Annotated in this window: 20 protein-coding genes; 9 read left to right on the top strand and 11 right to left on the bottom strand. The window is 69.2% G+C overall.

Annotated elements, in window-relative coordinates; genetic code table 11:
• Positions 1-57: 57 nt before the first annotated feature.
• Positions 58-1,377: an ABC transporter substrate-binding protein gene (locus B7K26_RS12500; RefSeq protein ID WP_084079527.1), complete on the bottom strand. Its 1,320-nt coding sequence runs from the start codon at positions 1,375-1,377 to the stop codon at positions 58-60.
• Positions 1,378-1,662: 285 nt separating this feature from the next.
• Here B7K26_RS12500 and B7K26_RS12495 point away from each other — a divergent pair, with 285 nt between their 5' ends.
• The gene (locus B7K26_RS12495) at positions 1,663-2,721 is read left to right on the top strand and encodes a LacI family DNA-binding transcriptional regulator (RefSeq protein WP_084079526.1); all 1,059 of its coding nucleotides are present in this window, start codon (positions 1,663-1,665) and stop codon (positions 2,719-2,721) included.
• A 34-nt stretch (positions 2,722-2,755) separates the two neighbouring features.
• Here B7K26_RS12495 and B7K26_RS12490 read toward each other — a convergent pair whose 3' ends face one another.
• The 6 genes from B7K26_RS12490 to rpsF all read right to left on the bottom strand — a co-directional run bounded on the left by B7K26_RS12490 (position 2,756) and on the right by rpsF (position 6,998).
• Positions 2,756-3,583 carry an alpha/beta fold hydrolase gene (locus B7K26_RS12490; protein WP_084079593.1) on the bottom strand — a complete coding sequence of 276 codons (828 nt, stop codon included), beginning with the start codon at positions 3,581-3,583 and terminating at the stop codon, positions 2,756-2,758.
• Positions 3,584-3,606: 23 nt separating this feature from the next.
• Positions 3,607-4,974 (bottom strand): replicative DNA helicase, encoded by a 1,368-nt coding sequence (dnaB, locus tag B7K26_RS12485; protein WP_084079525.1) that lies wholly within the window; start codon positions 4,972-4,974, stop codon positions 3,607-3,609.
• A gap of 445 nt (positions 4,975-5,419) precedes the next feature.
• A complete protein-coding gene (rplI, locus tag B7K26_RS12480; RefSeq protein ID WP_084079524.1) occupies positions 5,420-5,866 on the bottom strand; it encodes a 50S ribosomal protein L9 in 447 nt (148 codons plus the stop codon).
• A gap of 14 nt (positions 5,867-5,880) precedes the next feature.
• Entirely contained in the window at positions 5,881-6,117 is a 237-nt protein-coding gene (gene rpsR, locus B7K26_RS12475; RefSeq protein ID WP_084079523.1) for a 30S ribosomal protein S18, read from the bottom strand.
• A 32-nt stretch (positions 6,118-6,149) separates the two neighbouring features.
• The gene (locus B7K26_RS12470; protein ID WP_084079522.1) at positions 6,150-6,656 is read right to left on the bottom strand and encodes a single-stranded DNA-binding protein; all 507 of its coding nucleotides are present in this window, start codon (positions 6,654-6,656) and stop codon (positions 6,150-6,152) included.
• Between the two features lie 51 nt (positions 6,657-6,707).
• On the bottom strand, positions 6,708-6,998 hold the full coding sequence (gene rpsF, locus B7K26_RS12465; protein WP_084079592.1) for a 30S ribosomal protein S6: 291 nt from the start codon (positions 6,996-6,998) through the stop codon (positions 6,708-6,710).
• Between the two features lie 336 nt (positions 6,999-7,334).
• On the opposite strand from rpsF, the gene B7K26_RS12460 reads away from it, so the two are divergent.
• Both B7K26_RS12460 and B7K26_RS12455 read left to right on the top strand, forming a co-directional pair.
• Positions 7,335-8,618: a carboxylate--amine ligase gene (locus B7K26_RS12460; protein WP_234998814.1), complete on the top strand. Its 1,284-nt coding sequence runs from the start codon at positions 7,335-7,337 to the stop codon at positions 8,616-8,618.
• Between the two features lie 70 nt (positions 8,619-8,688).
• Entirely contained in the window at positions 8,689-9,723 is a 1,035-nt protein-coding gene (locus B7K26_RS12455) for a peptidoglycan bridge formation glycyltransferase FemA/FemB family protein (protein ID WP_159449694.1), read from the top strand.
• A gap of 14 nt (positions 9,724-9,737) precedes the next feature.
• On the opposite strand, the gene B7K26_RS12450 is transcribed toward B7K26_RS12455, so the two are convergent.
• Positions 9,738-12,113, bottom strand: a complete 2,376-nt coding sequence (locus B7K26_RS12450) for a transglycosylase domain-containing protein (protein ID WP_159449693.1) — start codon at positions 12,111-12,113, stop codon at positions 9,738-9,740.
• Positions 12,114-12,365: 252 nt separating this feature from the next.
• On the opposite strand from B7K26_RS12450, the gene B7K26_RS12445 reads away from it, so the two are divergent.
• Both B7K26_RS12445 and B7K26_RS12440 read left to right on the top strand, forming a co-directional pair.
• The gene (locus tag B7K26_RS12445; RefSeq protein ID WP_234998813.1) at positions 12,366-12,950 is read left to right on the top strand and encodes a PadR family transcriptional regulator; all 585 of its coding nucleotides are present in this window, start codon (positions 12,366-12,368) and stop codon (positions 12,948-12,950) included.
• A 13-nt stretch (positions 12,951-12,963) separates the two neighbouring features.
• Positions 12,964-14,055, top strand: coding sequence for an inositol-3-phosphate synthase (locus B7K26_RS12440; protein WP_084079518.1), 1,092 nt, complete (start codon positions 12,964-12,966; stop codon positions 14,053-14,055).
• Positions 14,056-14,230: 175 nt separating this feature from the next.
• Here B7K26_RS12440 and B7K26_RS12435 read toward each other — a convergent pair whose 3' ends face one another.
• Positions 14,231-14,902, bottom strand: coding sequence for an SDR family oxidoreductase (locus B7K26_RS12435; protein WP_084079517.1), 672 nt, complete (start codon positions 14,900-14,902; stop codon positions 14,231-14,233).
• Between the two features lie 105 nt (positions 14,903-15,007).
• Here B7K26_RS12435 and B7K26_RS12430 point away from each other — a divergent pair, with 105 nt between their 5' ends.
• Positions 15,008-16,309 carry an MFS transporter gene (locus B7K26_RS12430; protein WP_084079516.1) on the top strand — a complete coding sequence of 434 codons (1,302 nt, stop codon included), beginning with the start codon at positions 15,008-15,010 and terminating at the stop codon, positions 16,307-16,309.
• Here the strand turns inward: B7K26_RS12430 and B7K26_RS12425 are convergent.
• Together B7K26_RS12425 and B7K26_RS12420 are read right to left on the bottom strand one after the other, a co-directional pair.
• The gene (locus tag B7K26_RS12425; RefSeq protein WP_084079515.1) at positions 16,306-16,857 is read right to left on the bottom strand and encodes a hypothetical protein; all 552 of its coding nucleotides are present in this window, start codon (positions 16,855-16,857) and stop codon (positions 16,306-16,308) included. The two genes, B7K26_RS12430 and B7K26_RS12425, sit on opposite strands and share 4 nt — an antisense overlap.
• 107 nt (positions 16,858-16,964) lie before the next feature.
• A complete protein-coding gene (locus B7K26_RS12420; RefSeq protein WP_143340707.1) occupies positions 16,965-18,413 on the bottom strand; it encodes a CCA tRNA nucleotidyltransferase in 1,449 nt (482 codons plus the stop codon).
• Positions 18,414-18,523: 110 nt separating this feature from the next.
• Here B7K26_RS12420 and B7K26_RS12415 point away from each other — a divergent pair, with 110 nt between their 5' ends.
• The 3 genes from B7K26_RS12415 to murJ are packed head-to-tail and all read left to right on the top strand — an operon-like array spanning position 18,524 to position 22,822.
• Positions 18,524-19,069, top strand: coding sequence for an NUDIX hydrolase (locus B7K26_RS12415; RefSeq protein ID WP_084079513.1), 546 nt, complete (start codon positions 18,524-18,526; stop codon positions 19,067-19,069).
• A complete protein-coding gene (locus tag B7K26_RS12410) occupies positions 19,069-21,069 on the top strand; it encodes a DUF6049 family protein (protein ID WP_084079512.1) in 2,001 nt (666 codons plus the stop codon). The genes B7K26_RS12415 and B7K26_RS12410 overlap by 1 nt, the downstream gene beginning before the upstream one ends.
• A complete protein-coding gene (gene murJ, locus B7K26_RS12405) occupies positions 21,062-22,822 on the top strand; it encodes a murein biosynthesis integral membrane protein MurJ (protein ID WP_084079511.1) in 1,761 nt (586 codons plus the stop codon). The genes B7K26_RS12410 and murJ overlap by 8 nt, the downstream gene beginning before the upstream one ends.
• Positions 22,823-22,863 lie beyond the last annotated feature (41 nt).

Raw genomic sequence — 22,863 nt, 5'->3', positions numbered from 1 at the left:
AGGGGGGTGCGGGAGGGGGCCGGGCGTGCCGACCCCCTCCCTAGGTTCGGATGGGGGTTAGTTCATCGCGAATTCGACGGTGCTCTGCGCCTCGCCGAGGGCAGAGGCGGCGTCGGTGCCACCCATGATCTGCGTGATGGCGACACCGACGGCGTCGCGGGCCTCGTAGTAGTAGGCACCCGTGTTGTTGGCGGGGACCTCGGCGCCGAAGGAGATCACGTCGGCGTAGACGGGCTGGCCGCCGTAGAACTCCTGGGGCTCGGCGTAGACGTCCGAGTCACCGGCGGGCAGCCAGTTGGCGACTGCACCGGCGGAGGGCAGGATCGTGTCGTACAGCTCGGTCGAGCCGGCGAAGGTCGAGGCCAGGAAGTCCTCGGCAAGCTCCACGTTGGCGTTGGAGCTGATGGCCCACGAGGAGCCGCCGTTCGCCGAGTAGTGCGTGGCGCCGTCGACGCCCTCGATCATCGGCAGGTTGGTCATGGCCCAGTTGCCGGCCTGGTCCTCGGCGGTCTGCAACGAGCCCGAGATCCAGATGCCGTTGATGGTGCCGGCCACGTTGCCGTTGACCAGCGAGCCGATGTACTCGTCCCACGAGTTGACCTCGAGGTAGATGCCCGACTCGACCATCTGCGAGTACAGGTCGATCGCGCTGGACAGCGCCGCGTTGTCGGTGATGGTGGGGTTGCCCTCGTCGTCGAACAGGCTCTGTCCGGCCGACTGGAGCATCATCAGGATGGTGTCGGGCTCGCCCGCGATGCCGGACAGCATGGGCTTGCCGGTCTTGGCGAGGACGTCCTTGCCCTTCTCGATGTACTCGTCCCACGAGATGTCCGTGAAGTCGTCGACCGTGTAGCCGGCCTCCTCCAGGATGTCCGTGCGCAGCGCGCTGACCGCGGTGCCCGAGTCGAACGGCACTCCGTAGTTGGCGCCGTCGACGGTCGAGTAGGCCACGACACCCTCGGGGAACTCGTCGAGCGCGATGGGCGAGTCGGTGATGTCCGTGAAGAGGTCGGGGTAGTTGATCGCGTTCTTCTGGAACGCGTTGTTCTGCATGAGGAAGATGTCGGGGAGCTCGTCGAACTCCTGCGACTGGGCAAGCGTGGTGAGGCGGGGCTGCAGGTCCTCCCAGGTGACCTCCTGGATGTCCAGGGTGAAGTCGGGGTGCTCCTCCTGGTAGACCTTCTCGGCCTCCTCCATCGCGTAGATGTTGAACGCCGGGTCCCACGCCCAGACGGTGAGGGTGTTGTCACCGGCGGCCGCGGCGGATGAGTCGCCGCCCGAACCCTCGGTGGTGTCGTCGGAGCTGGAGCAGGCGGTAAGGCTGAAGGCGAGTGTGGCGGCTGCGGCCATCACCACGCCGGAACGGAACTTGGTCATCGTTGACCACCCTTCGGTTCGGGTCGTGCCGGAAACCGGGCGTACCACGTCGAACGCCCACCGGTCATGAACTCCCCCCGCGTGAGGGCCGGAGGCGGTCGACATCGACCTCTGCCGGGCCCCTCCCCAGGGGTTGTTCTCGTTAACATAGCAACACAGTCCCGGCAGGGGAACCATCGCTTTCATCACGATCAGGTAACGGGATCTGACCGCCGTTCAGCGAGTGAAACCGGCTTTGGGAACGTCAACATGGCGCCGGGGCAGACTTGCCCCTACACTCACCGCATGCCGCGCAACGATGCACGCGGCGGTCACACGAGGGGACCGTCCATCAGGGATGTCGCCCGCCTCGCCGAGGTGTCCGCCCAGACCGTCTCCCGGGTCTCCACCGGGTCCGATGCGGTGCGCCAGGAGACCCGCGACAGGGTCCTGCGCGCCATGGAACAGCTCGGCTACTCGCCCAACCACGCCGCCCGGGCGCTGCGTGACGGCCGGTTCGGCAGCATCGGGCTGCTGGCCCACCGCTTCGACCGCACCGGCGAGTCGATGATCACCGACGCCGTCCTGCGCGCCGCCCAGGCCGAGGGCTACGGCGTCACCCTCGTCACCGTGCAGGACGCGGCGCACGATGGCTGGACGCCCGCGGCCAATCGCCTCCGCCACCAGACCGTCGACGGCCTCATCATCATCCGCTCCGAGGGGCACTCCACCGAGCAGCTCGCGCTGCCGACCGGCATGCCCGTCGCCGTGAGCGACTCGCGAGTGCACGGCGTCTACCCGTGCGTGGTGTCCGACGAGCTCAACAGTTCGCGCATGGCCGTGGACCACCTGCTGAGCCTCGGCCACCGGACGGTGCACTACGTGGCGGGGCCGGAGGACTCCGAGCCTGCACGCCTGCGCCGCGCCGGGTGGCGCACCGGGCTGGTCCAGGCGGGGGCCGAGGTTCCCGAGCCACACGTGGGGGACTGGACCGCGGACTCCGGCTACACCGCTGGCACGGCCCTGGCCGCGGACCCCGAGGTGACGGCCATCGCCTGCGCGAACGACGAGACCGCCTTCGGCGTCCTGGCCGCTCTCCACGAGGCTGGCCGCCGCGTGCCGGAGGACGTCTCCGTGATCGGGTTCGACGACGTGTCCCTGAGCCGCTTCACCCAGCCGCCGCTGACCACCGTTAAGCAGCACTTCACGACCATCGGCACCCAGCTGTTCCGCCTGGTCATGGACCAGATCGGCACACCCCGCACCGCCGAGATCCCCGACGTCACGGTGCCGACGGAGCTCGTCCTGCGCGCGTCGACGGCGCCGCCTCGTTCCGCGTCGGTGAGCCGCGCCCAGACTGGTTAATTTTGGTCAGTTAAGGGCCCTTGGTTGACCAAAATCAACCAGTGGGAGGGGTCGGAGCCGGCGGTGCGAACGCGAGCTCGCGGGCGACCCGCTCGAGCCAATCCGTCACGAGCGCCCGAGCGAGGGCATCCCGCTCAAGGTGGGCGTGGTGCCCGGCGGCATCCAACGCCGCAAAGGTGGCACGCGGGTAGTGGTCGAGCAGCGCCCACGCGTCGCGATAACCCACGCTGTGGTCCTGGCGCCCGGTCAGGATAAGCGCGGGCGCCGCGAACTGCTCCGATGACGCCTCCTCGGGGGAGGGGTCAATCGCGTAGTCACGGCCGATGCGGTCAAGGGTCGCGCCGTCGGCGGCACCGAGGCCAGGCGCCACGTGGGCGACGAAGGCCGCTGCGTCGGCGGGAGTGGGGTCGACGGCCATGTCGGCGTACCCCTCCGCCTCGACGGTGATGGTCGCGACGACACCCGGGTCCTCACGCAACGCGGTGCGTGCCGGCCGGTCGCGCCGCTCGTGAACCGGCTCAATCACCGGCACGATGAGCGCCAGGCCCAGCACCCTCGCGCGAAGCCGGTGCGCGACCTCGCGGGCGATCTGCCCACCAAAGGAGTTCCCGACGATCGCGAACGGCGCGTCGCCCAGGGTGTCCTCGACCCAGGCGACCACCGCATCGGCCACGTCCCTCGCGGAGGCCACCCCATCGCCCGGCGTGGTGCCGTGACCGGGCAGGTCGAGGTAGTGCCGCCGCCAGGCGCCGGCGCTGTCGAAGACGGGCTCGAGCGAGGTGAGGATCCGATGATCGACCGCGAAGCCGTGGAGCAGCACCACCGGGATGCCGTGGACGGGGCCCTCGACGCGCGCAAGCATGCCGCCGACCCTACGCGGCCAGATCACATGTCGGGGGCCATGTCCGTGAAGTGGGCGTAGTCCTTCTTGAACGCCACCGCGATGGTGTCGGTGGGTCCGGCACGGTGCTTGGCAACGATGAAGTCGGCCTCGCCCGGGCGGTTGTCGCGGTCGTACGCGTCGTCGCGGTGCAGCAGGATGACGATGTCGGCGTCCTGCTCGATGGCGCCGGACTCACGCATGTCGGACAGCATCGGCTTCTTGTCGCCGCGCTGCTCGGAGCCACGGTTCAGCTGCGAGATCGCGATCACCGGCACGTCGATCTCCTTCGCCAGCAGCTTCAGCGCACGCGAGAACTCGGAGACCTCCTGCTGACGGGACTCGACCTTGCGGCCCGAGCTCATCAGCTGCAGGTAGTCGAGGACCACGAGCTTGAGGTCGTGCTGCTGCTTGAGACGGCGGCACTTGGCGCGGATCTCCATGAGCGTCATGTTGGGCGAGTCGTCGATGAACAGCGGCGCCTTGGCGATCTCCGCGGCCTTGACCGCGAGGCGCTCCCAGTCATTGGGGCCCATCGGCCCCTTGGTCAGGCGCGTCAGCTTCACGCTCGCCTCGGCGGCGAGCATGCGCTTGGTGATCTCCTCGCGGCTCATCTCCAGCGAGAAGATGACGGAGGCCTTGTTGTGGCCGATCGATGCCGCGCGCGCGATGTCGAGTCCGAGCGTCGACTTACCGATAGCGGGACGCGCAGCGATGACGACCATCTGGCCGCCCTGCAGGCCGCCTGTGAGTTCGTCGAGCTGCGCGAAGCCCGTGGGGATGCCACGCATCGAGCCGTCGTGGGCCGAAGCGGCGTCGATCTGCTCGAGCGTGGCCTCCATGATGTCGCCGATGGCGAGGTAGTCGGCGGAGTTGCGCCGCTCCGTCACCGCGAAGATCTCGGCCTGGGCTCCGTCGACCACGAGGTCGATCTCAGCGCCGTCGCCGTCGTAGCCCATCGCGGCGATGCGGGTGCCCGCCTCGACGAGGCGGCGCAGGATCGACTGCTCGCGCACCAGCTTCGCGTAGTACCCGGCCGAGGCGGCAGAGGGCACCATCGCGATGAGCGTGTGGAGGTACTCGGCGCCGCCCACGCGGGTGAGCTCGCCAGTACGCTGCAGCTCGGCTCCCACGGTCAGCGCGTCCACCGGGTCGCCGCCGTTGTAGAGCTTCACGGCGACGTCGAAGATCTTCTCGTGCGCGGGCTTGTAGAAGTCGTCGGCGCGGATCGACTCGATGACGTCGGCCATCGCGTCCTTGGACAACAGCATGGAACCGATGACCGACTGCTCGGCCTCGAGGTTCTGCGGAGGCAGGCGCTCGTAGGTGCGCGGCTCGGGGTCGTAGCCCGACTCGAGCTCGTCGATCGACATCCTGTCCGCCCTTCACACGACCTGCGTGGCGACTGTTCGTCCGCCCACGTCCACGGTGCCACGCGCCGCTGACATCGACTGCCTCGCGCGAGACGCCCACGCAAAGATAGGGCGGCCGCGCACGCGAAACAAACCGGGGCCAGCGACGCCGGTGGACAACCGGTGGAGAACCGGCCCCCCAGTCGTGGATGACCTGTGTACAACCCCCGGGAACGACTGTGGAAAGGATTGTGGAAAGCTGCCGGGAAGGCGGAGCGAACCGGTCTTTACCTGGGATTACTCCCCCCACAACCCTGTGGAAAGAACCCCAGGAAAACTCCTCGGCGTGTCGCGCCACCGGCGTGTCGCATCGGCCATTGTCCACAGGCCTTAGGCCGCCAGCACACGCATGAGGGCCCGGCCCCGCCGTAGCGGAACCGGGCCCTCATGGGACTGCTCGGACGCCTTACTTGGCGGCCACCACCTGAACGGTGACGGTCGCGGAGACGTCGTCGTGCAGCGAGATCTGCACCGCGTACTCGCCCAGCGCCTTGATGGGCTGGCCGATGTGGACGCGACGCTTGTCGACCTTCGCGCGGTCGCCGATCGCGTCGGCGATGTCCGCGGGGGTGACGGCGCCGAACAGGCGGCCGTTGGCGCCCGCCGTGACGGACACCTTCACCGGCGAGGACTGGAGGGCGTCACGGGCGGCCTGGGCCTCCTCGACGGACGCGATCTCCTTGGCGCGACGCGACTTGCGCATGGCCTCGATCTGCTTCTCCGCACCGGCCGACCACGGGGTGGCCAGCTTGCGGGGAACGAGGAAGTTGCGCGCGTAGCCGTCCTTGACGTCGACGACGTCACCGGCGATGCCGAGGCCTGCGACCTCGTGGGTCAGGATGAGCTTGGCCATCTTCTTGCCCCCGATCAGCGGCCGGAGCCGGCGTAGGGGAGAAGGGCCATCTCGCGGGCGACCTTGATCGCGCGCGCGATCTCGCGCTGCTCCTGGACGGACACGCCGGTCACGCGGCGCGAGCGGATCTTTCCGCGGTCCGAGATGAACTTACGCAGCAGGGCGGTGTCCTTGTAGTCGATCTTGTCGACCTTGGCCGCCTTGAGCGGGTTCACCTTCTTCCGCGGCTTGCGGATGTCGTGCTTAGCCATTCTTTTGCTCCTGAGTAAAGGAAGTGAAGTGTTTAGAACGGGGGCTCGTCGGACGCCGGGGCCGAAGCCCACGGGTCGTTGTTCGAGCCGCCAGCCGGAGCCGAACCGCCACCAAAACCACCGCCGCCGAAGCCGCCACCGCCGCCGTTGCCGCCGCCGAAGTTGCCGCCACCCTGGCGCTGCGTACGGTTCACCTTGGCGGTGGCGTAACGCAGCGAGGGGCCGACCTCATCGACCTGCAGCTCGACGACCGAGCGCTTCTCGCCGTTGGACTCAAACGAGCGCTGCACCAGGCGGCCGGTCACGATGACCCGCATGCCCTTGGTGAGCGACTCGGCCACGTTCTCCGCGGCCTCGCGCCACAGGGAGCAGCGCATGAACAGGGTGTCCCCGTCCTTCCACTCATTCGACTGACGGTCGAACGTGCGGGGGGTGGACGCCACCGTGAAGTTGGCAACGGCCGCGCCGGACTGGATGAATCGCAGTTCCGGGTCGCCGGTCAGATTGCCCACGATGGTGATCGGAGTCTCGCCTGCCATGTGTGTTCCCCTAGGTCTCGTCTAAGTAATTGGTTGCGGTCGGGATCAGTGCTACTTGGCGTCGGGACGCAGCAGCTTGGTGCGGAGGATGGTCTCGTTCAGGCCCAGCTGGCGGTCCAGCTCCTTGGCCGTCGCGGACTCCGCGGTGAAGTTGATGACGACGTAGATGCCGTCGTTCTTCTTCTTGATCGGGTAGGCGAGGCGACGACGACCCCACACGTCGACGTTGTCGACGGTGCCCTTGTCGGTCGTGACCACGTTCAGGTACTTCTCAAGCGACGGTGCAACCGTGCGCTCGTCCACCTCGGGATCGAGGATGACCATCATTTCGTACTGACGCATCGTGTAACCCACCTCCTCTGGACTTAAGCGGCCATGGACGTTCCATGGCAGGAGGGTTGATGCTGCCGTGCAGCGCCCGCACCGGGTGGAGCGCGCGTTGACGGCCCTCAAGGATACCCCGCGCGCCCGTGCGAGCGCCAGGCCGTCGTGGATGGCCTCCGTCACGCGTACCGCTCACCACACAGGTGGGACACACGTGACACGCGTGGACGGTGTGACATCCCATCGGTCACGTGCGCCTCACACACCACAGCCGTGTGTTGAGCGGTACGGACCACGGACGGCCGATGCCGCCGCCGGCCCTCGTAGACTGGCCGCCCGAGACGAGGAGGCAGCGTGAGAACCAAGCCGGTCATGGTCCTTGGCCTGGGTGGCGACATCGGCGTGTACGCGTTCCTGCGCGCCGCGCACGAGCGCTTCGGCTGGACCGTCAAGGTCATGAGCCGGGTCGAGACCACCTTTATGAAGAAGTCGACCCTCGCCGAGTGGCTGCACGAGCCCCGCATGGACGACCCCGAGGCGCTCCTCGCGCGCCTCGACGCGGTGGCCGCCGAGCACCCCGACCACGAGCTGGTGCTGTTCACCAATCTCGACTGGACCGTGCGGGTCATCGCGCAGCACCGCGACCGACTCAGCCCGCGCTGGCACGTCCCGCTGTGCGACCTCGAGGCCTTCGACCGCGTGTCCTCCAAGACCGCCTTCGCCGAGCTGTGCGACACCGTCGGGATCCGCACGCCCATCACCATCCCGGTGGGCTTCACTCCTGAGCAGCACGCGGCAGGCGCCGTGACCCCGGCGGAGGCGCTCGCCAGGATCGAGCAACTGGGCCTCGAGCTCCCGCTCATCGGCAAGCCCTCGGCAAGCGCCGACTGGTACGAGGTGGACTTCCCCGGCAAGCAGAAGATCCACCACCTCACCAGCCTCGACGAGGTCGCCACCGTGCTGGGTCACCTCGAGGCCCGCGACTACCCGAGCGAGTTCCTCCTCCAGGAGCTGGTGCCAGGCGACGAGACGCACATGCGCTCCCTCACCGCCTACCGTTCGAGCGCCGGCGAGGTCACCCTGCTGGCGGGAGGCCAGGTGCTGCTCGAAGAGCACACCCCCGGCACGCTCGGCATCCCGGCCGCGATCCTCACGGGTCTCGACTCCGAGGCCTTCGACGCGGCGCACCGGTTCCTCGACGCCGCCGGCTACACGGGCTTCGCCAACTTCGACTACAAGGTCTCCTCGCGCACCGGCGAGAAGGTGTTCTTCGAGGTCAACCCGCGCATCGGCCGCAACAACTACTACGTCACCGCGTCGGGCGTGAACGTCGCCGAGGTGATGGCACGCGACCTGCTTCCCGACCACGTGCAGACGCCCGCGACGTCAGGCCCCGCGATCCCGAACCAGCCCACGCTGTACTCGGTGGTCCCGTGGCCGATGCTGCGCCGCTACCTTCCCGACGAGGACCTGCGCGCCACGGTCGACGCGGCCCGCAAGGCGCGCGGCGCCGCGCATCCGCTGAAGTATGCGGCCGATGCATCGCTCGCCAGGCGCGCCTACGTCGCCGCGCTCGACGCGCGCCTCGTGGGCAAGTTCCTGCAGCACTACCCACGCCCCACCGAGACCGGGTTCTGATACCGCCGGCGAGGGCCGTACGCGGCCCCGCCACGGCATCGGCCATCCGTCCGCCGTTACCCTGGAGCGCGTGAGCGCCGTCCTTTCCGTCAGCCCCGTTTCCACCGACGAGTTCCTCGAACTCGCCCGCCGCCACGACGAACCCGTGCCGATCGAGCAGGGACCCGTGTGGGACGCCTACGACGCCGCCGTGGACGGCCGCGAGCACTGGCGACGCCTCGTCGTGCGTGCTGACGACGAGCCGGTCGCCGTGATCTCGCTGTCCTCCTACGAGGGGCGCGGCTTCCGCTACCTGTGGGCGCGCCACGGACCCATCTGGGTCGCGGAGCAGACCCCCCAGCGCGCAGCGGCGCTGCGCGGGGCCCTGGCGTCGTACGTGCGCCGTGAGGCGCCATGGGCGACCTTCGTGCGCCTTCACGCCGAGGTCAAGGGCCCGGACCTCAGCGAGGTGCTGCAGACCATCACCTACGACCGCACCATCATCATCGACCTCACCAGGGACGAGGACGCGATCCTCGCGTCGTTCTCCAAGCGCGGCCGCTACAAGACCAGGCGCACCCTCAAGGACACCGACATGACGGTGACGGAGGAGTCGGGCTGCACCCCCGAGGAGTTTGAGGAGCTGTACGCGATCTACCGCGAGACGGCCGAGCGCGACGGGTTCGGCATCTTCCCTGCCTCGACCTACCTCGACCTGCTGTCCTCGCTCGGCGAGCACGCGCGCCTGTGGGTCGCGCGCCGCCACGACACCGGCCCGAACGGCGACCTGCGCCCCGGGCGCGCCATCTCGTGGGTGCTGTCGACGGTCTACGACGGCGCCGGCTGCGACACCTATGCCGCCGGCAACGCCGAGGCGCGCGACTGCAACGCCGCGATCCGCCTCAAGTGGGAGATCTTCACGACGCTAAAGGCCGAGGGCGTGACGCAGTACGACCTCATGGGCGTGGGCTCGGACCGCGCGCCGACCCTCATGGGCGTGCTCGAGTTCAAGCAGCAGTTCGGTGACGTTGTCGAGGTCGAGCCTGCCTTCGACCTGCCGGTCAAGCGCCTGCGTTACCGGGTGCTCGGCTGGCTCCTGAGCGCCAAGCGGGCGCTCAGGAGCTAGGCCGGCTCACCCCGTTACGGGAGTTCGGGCTCCGCGGTGGCGTTCCCGCCACCGTCACCGGGGTCCGTGGTCTCGCTCGGCTCCGGCTCGGGAGCCTCCGTGGTCTCGGTCTCCGTGGGCTCCGGCTCGGGAGGTTCCGTCGTCTCCGTCTCCTCGGGCTCGGGAGCCTCCGTGGTCTCGGTCTCCTCGGGCTCGGGCGCCTCCGTCGTCTCGGAGGGCTCAGGGGTGGCCGAAGGAGTGACGCTCGGCTCGGGCGCGGGAGCGGGGGTCCAGGCGTTCTGGGTCTCGCCCACGTCTGCACGCTCGGGGAACTCGACAACCTCGTACTCGTCGAGAATGGGGCCCATCATCTCGGTCCAGATGTCGGCGGGGACGGTCGAGCCAGTGATCTGGGAGTAGCCACCGAAGGCGGTGATGTCCTCCACGGATCCGTCCTCGCCCACCTGGTACAGCGACACCGCGCCCACGATCTGCGGCGTGAAGGCCACGAACCAGGCCGACTTGTTGTCGTTGGACGTGCCGGTCTTGCCGGCGATCGGGCGGCCCAGCTCGCTCGCCGTGCGACCCGAGCCGTTCTCGACCACCTGCTGCATCGCGTAGGTGGTGTCCGCCATGACGTCCTCGCTGAATACGCGCTCGCCATCGGTGTCGGGCTCGTACACGGCCTCGCCGTCCTTGTCCTTGACGCTCGCGATGATGTACGAGTCGTGCTTGACGCCACCCGAGGCGAGAGTCGCGTAGGCGGTGGCCATGTCGATCGCGTGGGGCGAGGCGCTACCCAGCACGTTGGACAGGTTGGCCTCGAGGCCCAGGGTGTCCTCGGGAAGGCCCGCGCGGATCGCGGTCTCCATGGTCGCCTGAGGGGTGACGTCCTCGTTGAGGCCCACATACGCGGTGTTGATCGACTTCTCGGTTGCCTCAACGAGGTCCACCCAGCCGTAGCTCTCGCCGCCGAAGTTGCGCACGGGGTTGTCGAAGCCGGGGAACTCCATGTTGTTGTTGGCGAGGTAGCGGCTCTCCAGGCCGATGCCGCTCTCGAGCCCCGCGATGAGCGCGAAGGGCTTGAAGGTGGATCCAGCCTGCGCCACGTCCTGAGTCACGGCATTGCGCTGGCGCTCGAGGTAGTCCTCGCCGCCGTACATCGACGTGATAGCGCCCGTCGCGGCGTCGACGGTGAGGGCGGCCACCTCGAGGTTGTCCGCATGGTCATCGGGCATGTCGGCCACCGCGGCCTCGGCTGCCTCCTGGTGCGACGGGATGATGGTGGTCGTCACGCGGTAGCCCTGGGACTCGATCTCATCGCGCGAGATGCCGGTCTCGGCCTCCACCTCGTCGAGCGCCGTCGACAGGATGTAGCCCTCGGCGCCCGCGAAGACGTCCTGGTTCGAGTACTCGATGGGCTCGGGGAACTCGGACTCGGCGTCACGCTCGTCCTGGGTGATGAAGTCGGCGTCGACCATGCCGTCGAGCACGTAGTTCCAGCGCGACTCCGCCTTGTCGTGGTTCTCCTTGGGGTCCCACGCGCTCGGTGCGGGGACGATGCCCGCGAGCATCGCCGACTCCGACAGCGTCAGCTCGGAGGCGTGCTTGTCGTAGAACTCGCGCGCCGCGGCCTCAATGCCGTACGCGCCGCGGCCCAGGTAGATGGTGTTGAGGTAGTTCTCGATGACCTCGTCCTTGGACTGCTCCTGGTCGATCTTGACCGCGAGCAGCGTCTCCTTGATCTTTCCCGGAATCGACGTCGTGGTCTCTCCCACGTAGTAGCGCTCCACGTACTGCTGCGTGATGGACGAGCCTCCGCGGGGCTGGTCGAGCACGATCGTGTCCCACAGCGCCTTCACCATGCCGGGGATGTTGATGCCGGGGTTCGTGTAGAACGTGCGGTCCTCGGCGGCCACGAAGGCCTGCGGAACGTAGTCGGGAAGGGTCGAGATCGAGACCGACTCGCGGTCGGCGACGCCCAGGCGACCCAGCTCGGTCTCGCCGTCCGCGTAGTAGAAGACCGAGGACTCCGCCTGCGCGAAGTCGTCCGGCTCGGGAATCTCGATGCGCATGTAGACGATGACCAGCGCGACGATGCCGATGATCGTCACCGCCAGGATGGCGAGAAGCAGCCACAGGCTGATGCGCTTGAGCCAGCCCTTCCAGCCCAGGGGCTCCTTGTCGTCCGTGCCCTTGCCCCCGCCGGAGCCGCCCTTGCCGCCCGCGCTCTTGGTGGAGGGCTTCGCGGCGGCCGATGCGGTGGCCGTCTTCGTGCCGCCGCGGGTGGCGTGGGCACCGGTGGCGCTCCACTGCGGCAGGCCGATCGCGGGCTTGCCGCCCGCGGTGCGCTGCACGCCGGTGGTCGCGCGCGTCGAGCGGCGCTCGGGGGTCTTCGAGGAGTCGGTCACGGAGTCAACCCTAAGGAGTAGGCCGGCGTCACGGGGCGCGCCGGGCGTGTCGGGGCGGCTCCCCCAGGCGGGGAGCGGGTCATGGCGTCCAACGTCCGGGGCGCCGGAAATGTCCCCTCCGGCCGTCCGGCAACACGCCGTTCGATGTATCGTCACGATACAACGTGATGCTATGGTGAGTCGCCGCGGCACCGCCGCGAGCCCCCCCGATGCCCGCCCCGGCATCGGCCGTGTGAAGCCGAGGAGGCGAGAGTGGCCAAGACCGACGTGCTGTCGCTGGCCATCCTCGGCATGCTCGCCGAGCAGCCCCTCCACGGCTATCAGATCCGCAAGCGCCTGGGCGGCGAACTGGGCCCGTTCCGCGCGCTCAGTTACGGATCGCTCTACCCGTGCCTCAAGCGCATGGTGGCCTCGGGCCTCATCGTCGGCGACGCCGACGACGCCGCGCGCCCCACCGGGTCCAAGCGCTCGCGCATCGCCTACCGCCTCACCGAGCCCGGCCAAGAGCGGCTGCACGACGAGCTCGCCTCGTCCACCGCATCGGCCTGGGACGACGAAACCTTCGACGTGCGCTTCTCGCTGTTCACGCGCACCGACTCCGCGACGCGCCTGCGCATCCTCGAGGGTCGTCGCTCCCGACTGTCCGAGAGGCTCGAAGAGATCTCGGAGGGGCTCGCGCGCGTGCGTGAGCGTCACGACGCCTACACGGCGGAGCTGCAGCGTCATGGGCTTGAGCGCGTCGAGCGCGAGGTCGAGTGGCTCGACAGGCTCATCGAGAACGAACGTTCCGCATCTCGCGGAGAGAACCCCCACACCGCATCTGCCGGTGACAACTAAGGAGAGATCAAGCATGGCTTCACTGCGTGTCGCGATCGTCGGCGTGGGTAACTGCGCGACGTCGCTCATCCAGGGCGTCGAGTTCTACAAGGACACCCCTGCCGACGAGACTGTCCCCGGCCTCATGCACGTCCAGTTCGGCGACTACCACGTCTCCGACATCGAGTTCGTGGCGGCGTTCGACGTCGACTCGCTCAAGGTCGGCAAGGAGCTCGTCGAGGCCACCCTCGCCTCCGAGAACAACACCATCAAGATCTGCGACGTCCCCAAGACCGACATCCAGGTCCAGCGCGGCGTCACCCTCGACGGCCTTGGTAAGTACTACCGCCAGACCATCGTCGAGTCGGACGAGGCCCCCGTCGACGTGGTCCAGGTCCTCAAGGACACCGAGGCCGACGTCCTCGTCTGCTACCTCCCCGTGGGCTCCGAGGAGGCCGCGAAGTACTACGCCCAGTGCGCCATCGACGCCGGCGTGGCCTTCGTCAACGCCCTCCCCGTCTTCATCGCCTCCGACCCCGAGTGGGCTAAGAAGTTCGAGGACGCCGGCGTGCCGATCGTCGGCGATGACATCAAGTCGCAGGTGGGCGCCACCATCACGCACCGCGTGATGGCGAAGCTGTTCGAGGACCGCGGCGTGCGCCTGGACCGCACGTACCAGCTGAACGTCGGCGGCAACATGGACTTCAAGAACATGCTCGAGCGCGAGCGCCTGGAGTCCAAGAAGGTCTCGAAGACCCAGGCCGTCACCTCCAACCTGTCCGGCCCCCTCGGTGGCATCAAGGACGGCCGCGACGTGCACATCGGCCCCTCGGACTACGTCGCCTGGCTCGACGACCGCAAGTGGGCGTACGTGCGCCTCGAGGGCTCGGCCTTCGGTGAGGTTCCCCTGAACCTCGAGTACAAGCTCGAGGTGTGGGACTCCCCCAACTCGGCCGGCATCATCATCGACGCCGTGCGCGCCGCGAAGATCGCCAAGGACCGCGGCATCGGCGGCCCCATCCTGTCCGCCGCGACCTACTTCATGAAGTCGCCGCCGGTCCAGATGGAGGACGGCAAGGGCCGCGCCCAGCTCGAGGCCTTCATCGCCGGCGAGGTCGAGCGCTAAGCAGTCCCCGGAAGGGCCGCCTCGACACGGCCCATGCATGACACGAGGCCCGGATCACCCAGTGTGGGGGTGATCCGGGCCTCGTGCTCTTTCCCGTCAAATGGATCCATTTGGCTCGCCTAAGAGCGGCAATGAGACAAAATCCACCGCACGGGTGGCCGATGCTGTGGCCGGCCTACGCTCCCGCCGCCGCCTGCAGTGCCCGAACGATGGGCGTCTCTCCGCTGATGAGCTCCCACTGGTGGCCGATGCTGACGTCCTGGTCGAGGCAGTCGGCGAGGACGTGGGCGACGTCGGCGCGCGGCACCTGGGCGCGGTCCACCTGCTCGGCGACGTGCACCACGCCCGTGGGCGGGTCGTCGGTGAGGCCGCCGGGCCGGATGATGGTCCAGTCGAGGCCCGACTCGCGCAGCGCGGCATCGGCGTCGCGCTTGGCCTCCACGTAGGCCTTCCACACCGGCTCCGTGTCTTCGGGAAGCGGATTGTCGACGCCGATGGCGCTGACCTGCACGAACCGCGAGATCCCCGCGGCCTTGGCACCGGCGATCGACTTGGTCGAGCCCTCGAGGTCCACCGTTCGCTTGCGCTCGATGTTCCCGTCGGGGCCGCCGCCGGCGGCGAACACCACCGCGTCGCACCCCTGGAAGGCCTGGGCAAACTCCTCCTCGGTGGCGCTCTCGATGTCGAGACGGCGGGGCGCGGCACCCATCCTTGCGAGTTCAAGAAGCTGACTCTCGGAGCGGGCGAGGGCGACGACCTCACGGCCGCGCCCCACGAGGATCGGGATGAGCTGGAGGGCGACCTTGCCGTGGCCGCCGACGATGGCAATGCGCTGGGGAGTAGTCATCCCTCCACCATGGCGCGCCTTCCCCGGCGGCGCGACCCGCGTTCGCGCTTGGCGAGACCGGGAATGCGCGCGGGCGCGGCATCGGGCACCGCCTAGGCTTGCCGCGTGTCACTCGCCCGAGACGTCGCCGCGCTGTGGCATTCGCGCGGCTTCCGGCAGCTCACGTACCAGCGGCTCCTGTCCCAGGGCGGCGACGGCATGTTCCAGGTGGGCATCGCCGCAGCCTTCTTCTTCGACCCCACGATGGCGACCTCGCCCGAGGCCATCGCGGCCGGCTTCGCGGTGCTGCTCGCGCCCTTCACCGTCATCGGCCCGTTCGTGGGGCCGCTCATCGACAGGTGGCAGCGTCAGCGGATCCTCGTGGTCGCCAACCTCATTCGCGTCGCACTCGTGGCTGCCATCCTCGCGGTGCTCGCCGTCGACGGCCCGCGCTGGTCGCTCTACGCGCTCGCCCTCGTCGCGCTGTCGGTGAACCGTTTCCTGCTCGCGTCGCTCACCGCAGGACTCCCCCGCGTCGTCGCACCCCACGAGCTCCTCACCGCCAACGCCGTCCTCCCCACGCTCGGCACCATCGCGGCGGCGGTGGGCGGCGGCATCGGCGGCATCGTCACCTTCATCGCCCCCCAGGCGTCCGATGCCGGCCTCGCCTCGGCCTCCCTACTCGGCGCGTGCGTCGGGTTTGGCTTGGCGGCACTGGCCGCCACACGCATCGGCCACCGAGCACTGGGCCCGGCTGAGCCCCTCGAGGCAGGCGAGCTCGGGGCCAGGCTGCGGGCGTTGGCGACCGAACTGGCCGACGGCGTGCGGTACCTGCACGCGCGGGTCACGCCGTTCCACGCGCTGGCCGTGATGGCGGCGCAGCGGCTTCTGTACGGCCTGATGTTCGTCGCATCGATCCTCATCTCGCGGAACGTGCTGGGAGATCCCGACCGGCCCGAGGAGGCGCTCGGCGCGTTCTCCATCGTGGTGGGGGTGGCCGCGGTGGGTTTCGGACTCGCGGCGGTGCTGACCCCGCTCTTCGGTGACCGCATTTCGCGGCATCGGTGGATCCTGGTGTGCCTGGGGGTGGGCGCCGCCGGGCAGGCGTTGCTCGCGATCTCGCCGGCGCCGTGGGCGTTGCTGGGAGCCGCGGTGGTGGTGAGCTTCGCGGTCCAGGGCGCGAAGATCGCTGTCGACACCATCGTGCAGCGCGACACCGACGACCGCTATCGCGGCCGCGCGTTCACCCTGTACGACATGGCCTACAACGTTGCCTTTGTCGGGGCGGCGGTGATCGCTGGACTCACGCTTCCCGACGACGGCTACTCGCACCTGTTGATGGCGTGCGTGGCCGCGGCGTATGTGGTGGTGGCGCTGGTGTGGGTGCGAGCGCCGCGCGAGCCGTCCGCTGCCGCGGAGCGTGCTTAGAAGGGGCGCATCGCCGACGCGGGCATGGTCGCGGCCCGAGCGGCCTGCGCACGCATCGCCAGCACCCCATTCGCGATCCCGCCGCCGATCATGACAAGTCCGAGCACAGTCGGCGTGATCTCTCCTGTCGCGATGCTCGACACGACGGCCCACCCGACCGCGCCGACACCCGGTGTCGCGGCGACGAGCATCCACCACGCCGGAGGGCCCGGCCTTCGCCGCGTCAGATGCGCGAGGACGATGACCGCGGCCGCGCCCAGCGCAAGGATCAACATGACCAAGTCCCACGGCGGTGGAAAGTCGTCATGCGCCTCCGGCCCGTTCCCGTCACCCCCATGCTCCCCGCCTTGAAGCCCCACGATGAGGCCCATCGCCGCCGCCGCGCCCGCTGGACCGGCGATCAGCCATGTCATCACCGTGGTCGGATACCCCGAGGTGATACTCGCCGATCGCGCCGACCCGGGGCGCGCCAATCCCCAGAGCACCATCGCGACGACAGCGGTAGCGAAGGGAAGCAGCGCGAGCGGGATCGCGATGACGAGCAGCATGCGAGCACCGTAGCCATCGACGGCTCCTGGTGGCCCGGAATGCGGCAGCAACCCGCCCGGTGTACCGCAAATGTCCCCATTTGCGCCAGGAAGGGAGGAAGAGGGGGCTAGCGCGCCTCCCACCACTCCTTCAGCATGGCCGTCGCGCGCTCCTCACCCAGCGGCCCGTGCTCCATGCGCAGCTCCAGCAGGTGCTTGTACGCCATGCCGATCTCGCGCCCGGGGCCGATGCCGAGGATCGCCTGGATCTGGTTGCCGTCCAGGTCGGGGCGGATCGAGTCGATCTCCTCCTGCTCGCGCAGCTCGGCGATCCGGTGCTCCAGGTCGTCGTAGGCGAACGAGAGCCGGTCGGCCTTGCGGCGGTTGCGCGTCGTCACGTCCGCCCGCGTGAGGCGGTGCAGGCGCTCCAGCTGGTCGCCAGCGTCGGTCACGTAGCGGCGCACTGCCGAGTCCGACCAGCGTGCGTCGGCGTAGCCGTGGAACCTCAGGTGCATCTCGACAAGGTGCGTGACCGCCTTGATGGTCTCCTTGTCGAACCGCAGCTCCTTGAGGCGCTTGCGCGTCATCTTGGCGCCCACCACCTCGTGGTGGTGGAAGGAGACCCCACCGCCGGGCTCGTTGCGCTTGGTGGGAGGCTTGCCGATGTCGTGCAGCAGCGCCGCGAGGCGCAGGGTGAGGTCCGGGCCGGGGACGGCGCCGTCGGGTCCAGTCTCGAGCGCGATCGCCTGGTCCACGACGGTCAAGGTGTGCTCGTAGACGTCCTTGTGGTGGTGGTGCTCGTCCACCTCGAGCCGCAGCGCGGGAAGCTCGGGCAGCACATGGTCGGCGATGCCGGAGTCGGTCAGCGCCGCCAGTCCCGCCCGGGGGTCCGATGCCACGAGCAGCTTGCACAGTTCGTCCCGCACCCGCTCGGCGGAGACGATCGAGATGCGCTCGGCAAGCCGGTGCATCGCCGCGAAGGTGGCGGGTTCGATGTCGAGCGACAGCTGCGCCGCGAATCGCGCCGCGCGCATCATGCGCAGCGGGTCGTCGGCGAACGACACGTCGGGCTCGATGGGGGTACGCAGCAGCCCGCCCGCGAGGTCCTCGAGGCCGCCGTGGAGGTCCACGAGTTCCTTCGACGGCAGGCGCACCGCCATCGCGTTGATCGTGAAGTCTCGACGGGCAAGGTCGCCCTCGAGCGAGTCGCCGAACGCCACCACGGGCTTGCGGGTCTCGCCGTCGTACTCGTCCGCCCGGTAGGTGGTGATCTCCACCATGAGGTCGCCCTTGCGGCCGCCGATGGTGCCGAAGTCGCGACCCACATCCCACGTGGTGCGCGTCCACTCCTTCAGCAGACGCTCCGTCTCGTCGGGGCGCGCGGAAGTGGTGAGGTCCATGTCGGAGCTGGAGCGGCCCAGGAACGCGTCACGCACGGGACCGCCCACCAGCGCCAACTCGTGGCCGGCGGAATGGAACCTCGCGGCGAGGTCGAGGATCTCGGGAGGCAGCGCGTCCCACAGCAGTCCGGCGCGCTGGCGCAGCACGTCGAGGGAGGGCAGATCGGGGGCGGTCACGGTCCCTATCGTCCCAGATCACCGTGAACACGGGGGCGCCCGCGAACGGGGGACGCGGCGACCGGGGCGGGGTGCGCCGCCGCCGCGGCCCGGCTCGTTAGAGTTGGCGCATGCCTCGTCCCCCCGTCCCGCGTCCGATCCCGGCGCCTCCGCCTCCCGGCGGCTCGGCGCTGCGGCGTCGACGCGAGAACGCGGCGCAGCGGGCGGCGCAGCTTCCCGTCTCGAACGAGACCTCGGCCGGCGGCATCGCGCTGAAGATCGTCGACGGCGTAGCCTTCGCGGCCTGCATCGGGCGCCGCAACCGCGCCGGAAAGCTCGAGTGGTGCCTGCCCAAGGGCCACATCGAGGGCGTCGAGACCCCGGAGGAGGCGGCGATCCGCGAGGTCGCCGAGGAGACCGGCATCACGGCCGAAATCATCCGTCCCATCGGCGTCATCGACTACTGGTTTACCGGGGACGATCGCCGCGTTCACAAGGTGGTTCACCACTACCTCCTCGAGGCCAAGGGCGGGATCATCACCACCGAGAACGACCCTGATCAGGAGGCCGAGGTGGCCGAGTGGATCGCGGTCAACGACCTGTGCCGTCGCCTCGCTTTCCCCAACGAGCGCAAGATGGCCCAGGTGGCGGTCGACCTGCTCGCGAACGGATCCTGATGCGCGCCGCCCTCGCCGCGGCCGTCGCCCTCATCGCGGGGGCCACCGCTGCCATCGTCCCGGTCCAGGAGGCCGATGCCGCCGGCACCCTCACCGGCGAGTTGCGTTCGGTGGGCCCCACCATTCTCGAACCCGGTGGCGACCTCTCCGCGTCCGTCACGGTTCGCAACGGCGGTTCCGAGGCGGTGGAGGGTATCCAGCTCGCGCTGTCTCTCACCTCGGAGCCGCTGGACAGCACCGATGCGATGGCCGCCTTCCTCGAGGACCCCTCCTCGGCGGCCACCACACAGGTCGCGCTCGCCCCCGAGGATGAGCCCGAGCCCGACGCCGACACCAGCGCTTCGGGCACGGACGCCGATGCGGATGCCGATGCCGACGCCGATGTCACCCCCACGGGCGAGACGCTCGAGGCGGGCGGCGCGACGGTGATGAACATTGAGGTCCCCGCGGACGAGTTGGGGCTCCCCACTGGGGAGTGGGGTGTCTACGGCATCTCGCTCGACCTCGTGTCGGGCACGGAAACCGTGCACGTGCGGACCGCAGTGACGACCTGGGTCGACGCCCAGCCGGGGAATCTCAACGTGGCTGTTCTCGCGGTTGCCGATGGCACCCCGGCGGACGTCGCCACCACCCTCGAGTCCACCGCTCTGGAGGGGGTCGCCGTCGCGGTGGATCCGACGGCGCTGACGAACGCCACCGTCTTTGATCATTCCCTGCTCGAGCGCGAGGTGATGCGGCTGCCGGCAGGCGACCCGGATATGACATCGCTGGCTCACGGCGAGGGTGCAAGCCTCTTCGACGTCGCCACCTCACAAGCGAGCGGGTCCACGGTCCTCACCACGGACAAGATGGGCCTCGTGACACCCGTCCCGGTCCTCGATCAGGCGACACTCGAACTCGCGGCTCAAGCGGGGTCGATCGCCGCGATCGCGCTCCCCGGAACGGTCGGGAGCGAGGATCTGACCTCGTCCCTTTCGGTAGCGCAGGACTCGACCATGCCCATCCTGTCGCCCGACCGGGTCCTCAGCGAGATCATCGCCGGCGCCGCGAGCGACCCTGTCGTCGACGGTGCGCTCGTCGCGGCATCGGCCCTCACCGAGGACGATGCCGTGCTCGTCTCCCTCGGCACCGACGGTGCCGTGGGCCCCGCTGGGGCTCACCTCGTCGAGACCCTGCTGGCCACCCCGTGGGTCACGCCCGTGTCGGTCGAGGATCTGGCGGAGCAGGCCTCAGCGTTCGACGCGTCGGTGGAACTTCCCGCCAGCCGCGACGTCGACAACGACTTGCCCGCCGACGATGTCGCGACGCTGACCCAGCGCCTGTCGAGCCTCGCCACGCTGTCCACCGTGACCGAGCGTCCGGACGACGCCCTCGAAGAATGGGGCTCTGGGCTGGTCGCGGGTGTTCCGGCCGCGGGCCGCACATCGTCGGTCCTGCGCGACGCCGCCCTCACGTCGGCGCTCTCCGGCTCGGAGGCGACCCTGATGGGAGTCACCATCGCCGAGGGATCCGACCTCAACCTGCTGGCCGACTCCGGCGACATCCCGATCACGGTGGTGAACACCCTCGATAGAGACGCGACCGTCACCGTGAGCCTGGTGAGCAACTCACCCAACCTCATTGTCGAGAGTGCCCCCGAGATCACCGTCAAGGCTGGCCAGGAGGCGACGGCACTCGTGTCGGTTTCCGCGGTGTCGACGGCGAACGTGACCGTGGTGGTGGGTCTCGAGACCTCCGACGGCGAGCAGATCGCCCCGCTCCAAACCTTCGACATCCGTGTCCGTGCCGATTGGGGCACCGCGGGCGCCACGATCTTCACGGCGCTGCTGGTGCTGCTCCTCATCGCCGGAGTGCTCCGCACCATTCGACGCGGCCGTTCGGATACTCGGCTCAAGCCCGTTCCCGCGCCCGCCGAGCCGCTCACCGACGTCAGTGCCCTCCAGGAGGCCGACGCCACGGGAGAGTCCGGCACACCCGAGAAGGAACGCAACGATGTCTGAGCAGTCCCCTCGCGGCGGTGAGCCCGCCGGAGCCGGCGACGGCGCTGCGCCGTCCGAGGACGGCATGACTCTTGCCGGACGCCGGCGGCGGTCGATCACCAGAAACACCGCGGTCATGGCTGCCGGCACGGCCGTCTCACGTGCCTTGGGATTCGTCCGCAACGCGATGCTCGTGGCCGCCATCGGCGCCACCGCGGCCGCTGCTAACGCCTACGACATCGCGAACCGGCTCCCCAATGCGATGTTCGCCATCCTTGCCGCGGGCGTGCTCAACGCCGTCCTGGTGCCACAGATCGTGCGCGCCTTCCAGCGCGAGGGCGGCAAGCGCACCGTCGACCGCATCCTGACGCTCGGCACCGTCATCTCGCTTGTCGTGACAATCGTCGCCACGCTGTTGGCGCCGGTGTGGGTCGAGCTCTACACCGACGACTGGCCAAGCGAGCTCACGGCGCTCGCCGTCGCATTCTCGTATTGGTGCATCCCGCAGCTTTTCTTCTACTGCCTGTACACGCTGCTGGGGCAGGTCCTCAACGCGCGCGAGCAGTTCGGCCCCTTCATGTGGGCTCCCGTGCTCAACAACGTGGTGTCGATCGCCGGCCTCGGCGTCTACCTGGTCACCTTCGGGCGGTACATCGCCCCCGGCCCGGCCGGGGAGGACCTCAGCGTGGTGGCCGACCTCTGGACGCCCGACCGCATCGCCCTCATCGGAGGCGTCGCGACGCTCGGCATCGCCGCGCAGGCGCTCATCCTGCTGGTCCCCTTGGTACGCGGCGGCTACCACTGGCGCTGGCAGTGGCGCGGACCCAAGGGCGAGCTGTCCGGCATCGGCACCATCGCCGCGTGGTCACTCGCCGCGGTCATCCTGGAGCAGATCGGCGTCGCCATGGTGACCCAAGTCTCCGCCGCCGCGCAGGTCCTCCCCGACGGCAGAATCGACACGTCCATCGCCGGTAACGCCGCGTACTTCCAGGCCCTGTCGCTCTATATCGTTCCCCACTCGCTCGTCACCATCTCCTTGGTGACCGCGATGTACACCGCGATGGCGCGGCACGCTGCCAATCGCGACATGGATGGCCTGCGCGCCGACCTCTCCCAGGGTCTGAGGTCCGCCGGCGTCTTCACGGTATTCGCCACTGTCGCGATGATCGTCGTCTCGCAGTACCTGGTCCGTGTTGCCCTGCCCACCGCCACCCTCGACGAGGTGCAATCCATCTCCGCGATTGTGATCGCGATGACACTGGGACTGGTGCCGCTGGGTGCGACCGTGCTGTTCAAACGCCTCTACTTCGCGCTTGAGGACGCCCGGGCGATTTTCTTCATGCAGATCCCCATGTCGATCGCGTGGGTGGGCACCGCCTATGCGGTGCAGGCACTCGCGGAGCCTCGGTGGTGGACCGTGGGTGTGGGTCTCGGCCTCGCGGCATCGAACTACACGGGCATGCTCCTGCGCGCGGGCGGTCTGCGCCGGCGGCTGCGTGGCCTCGACGGGCGCCGGGTCCTCACGGTCCACGTCAAGGCGCTGGTCGGTGCGCTCGCCGCCGGCGTCGTCGGATGGCTCGCGCTGAAGGCCGCGCCGGACGTCGAGGACCTCAGCGGCTGGTCAGGTGTGTTCATCGCCGGCGGCGTCACGGTGGCTGCCGGCCTCGTGATGCTCGTGGTGTACGCAGCCGTCACGAAGGCCCTGAAGGTCACGGAGCTCGATGTCGTCGCCGGTCCCCTCATGCGCCGTCTCCCCGGTCGCCGACGCCGCTAAGCCGTCTGCACCGCCCGCGGCGCGCGGACTCACCGACCCCG

The sequence above is a fragment of the Demequina sp. NBRC 110057 genome (assembly GCF_002090175.1).
GTDB lineage: Bacteria > Actinomycetota > Actinomycetes > Actinomycetales > Demequinaceae > Demequina.
This window is presented reverse-complemented; position numbering and strand designations above follow the sequence as displayed.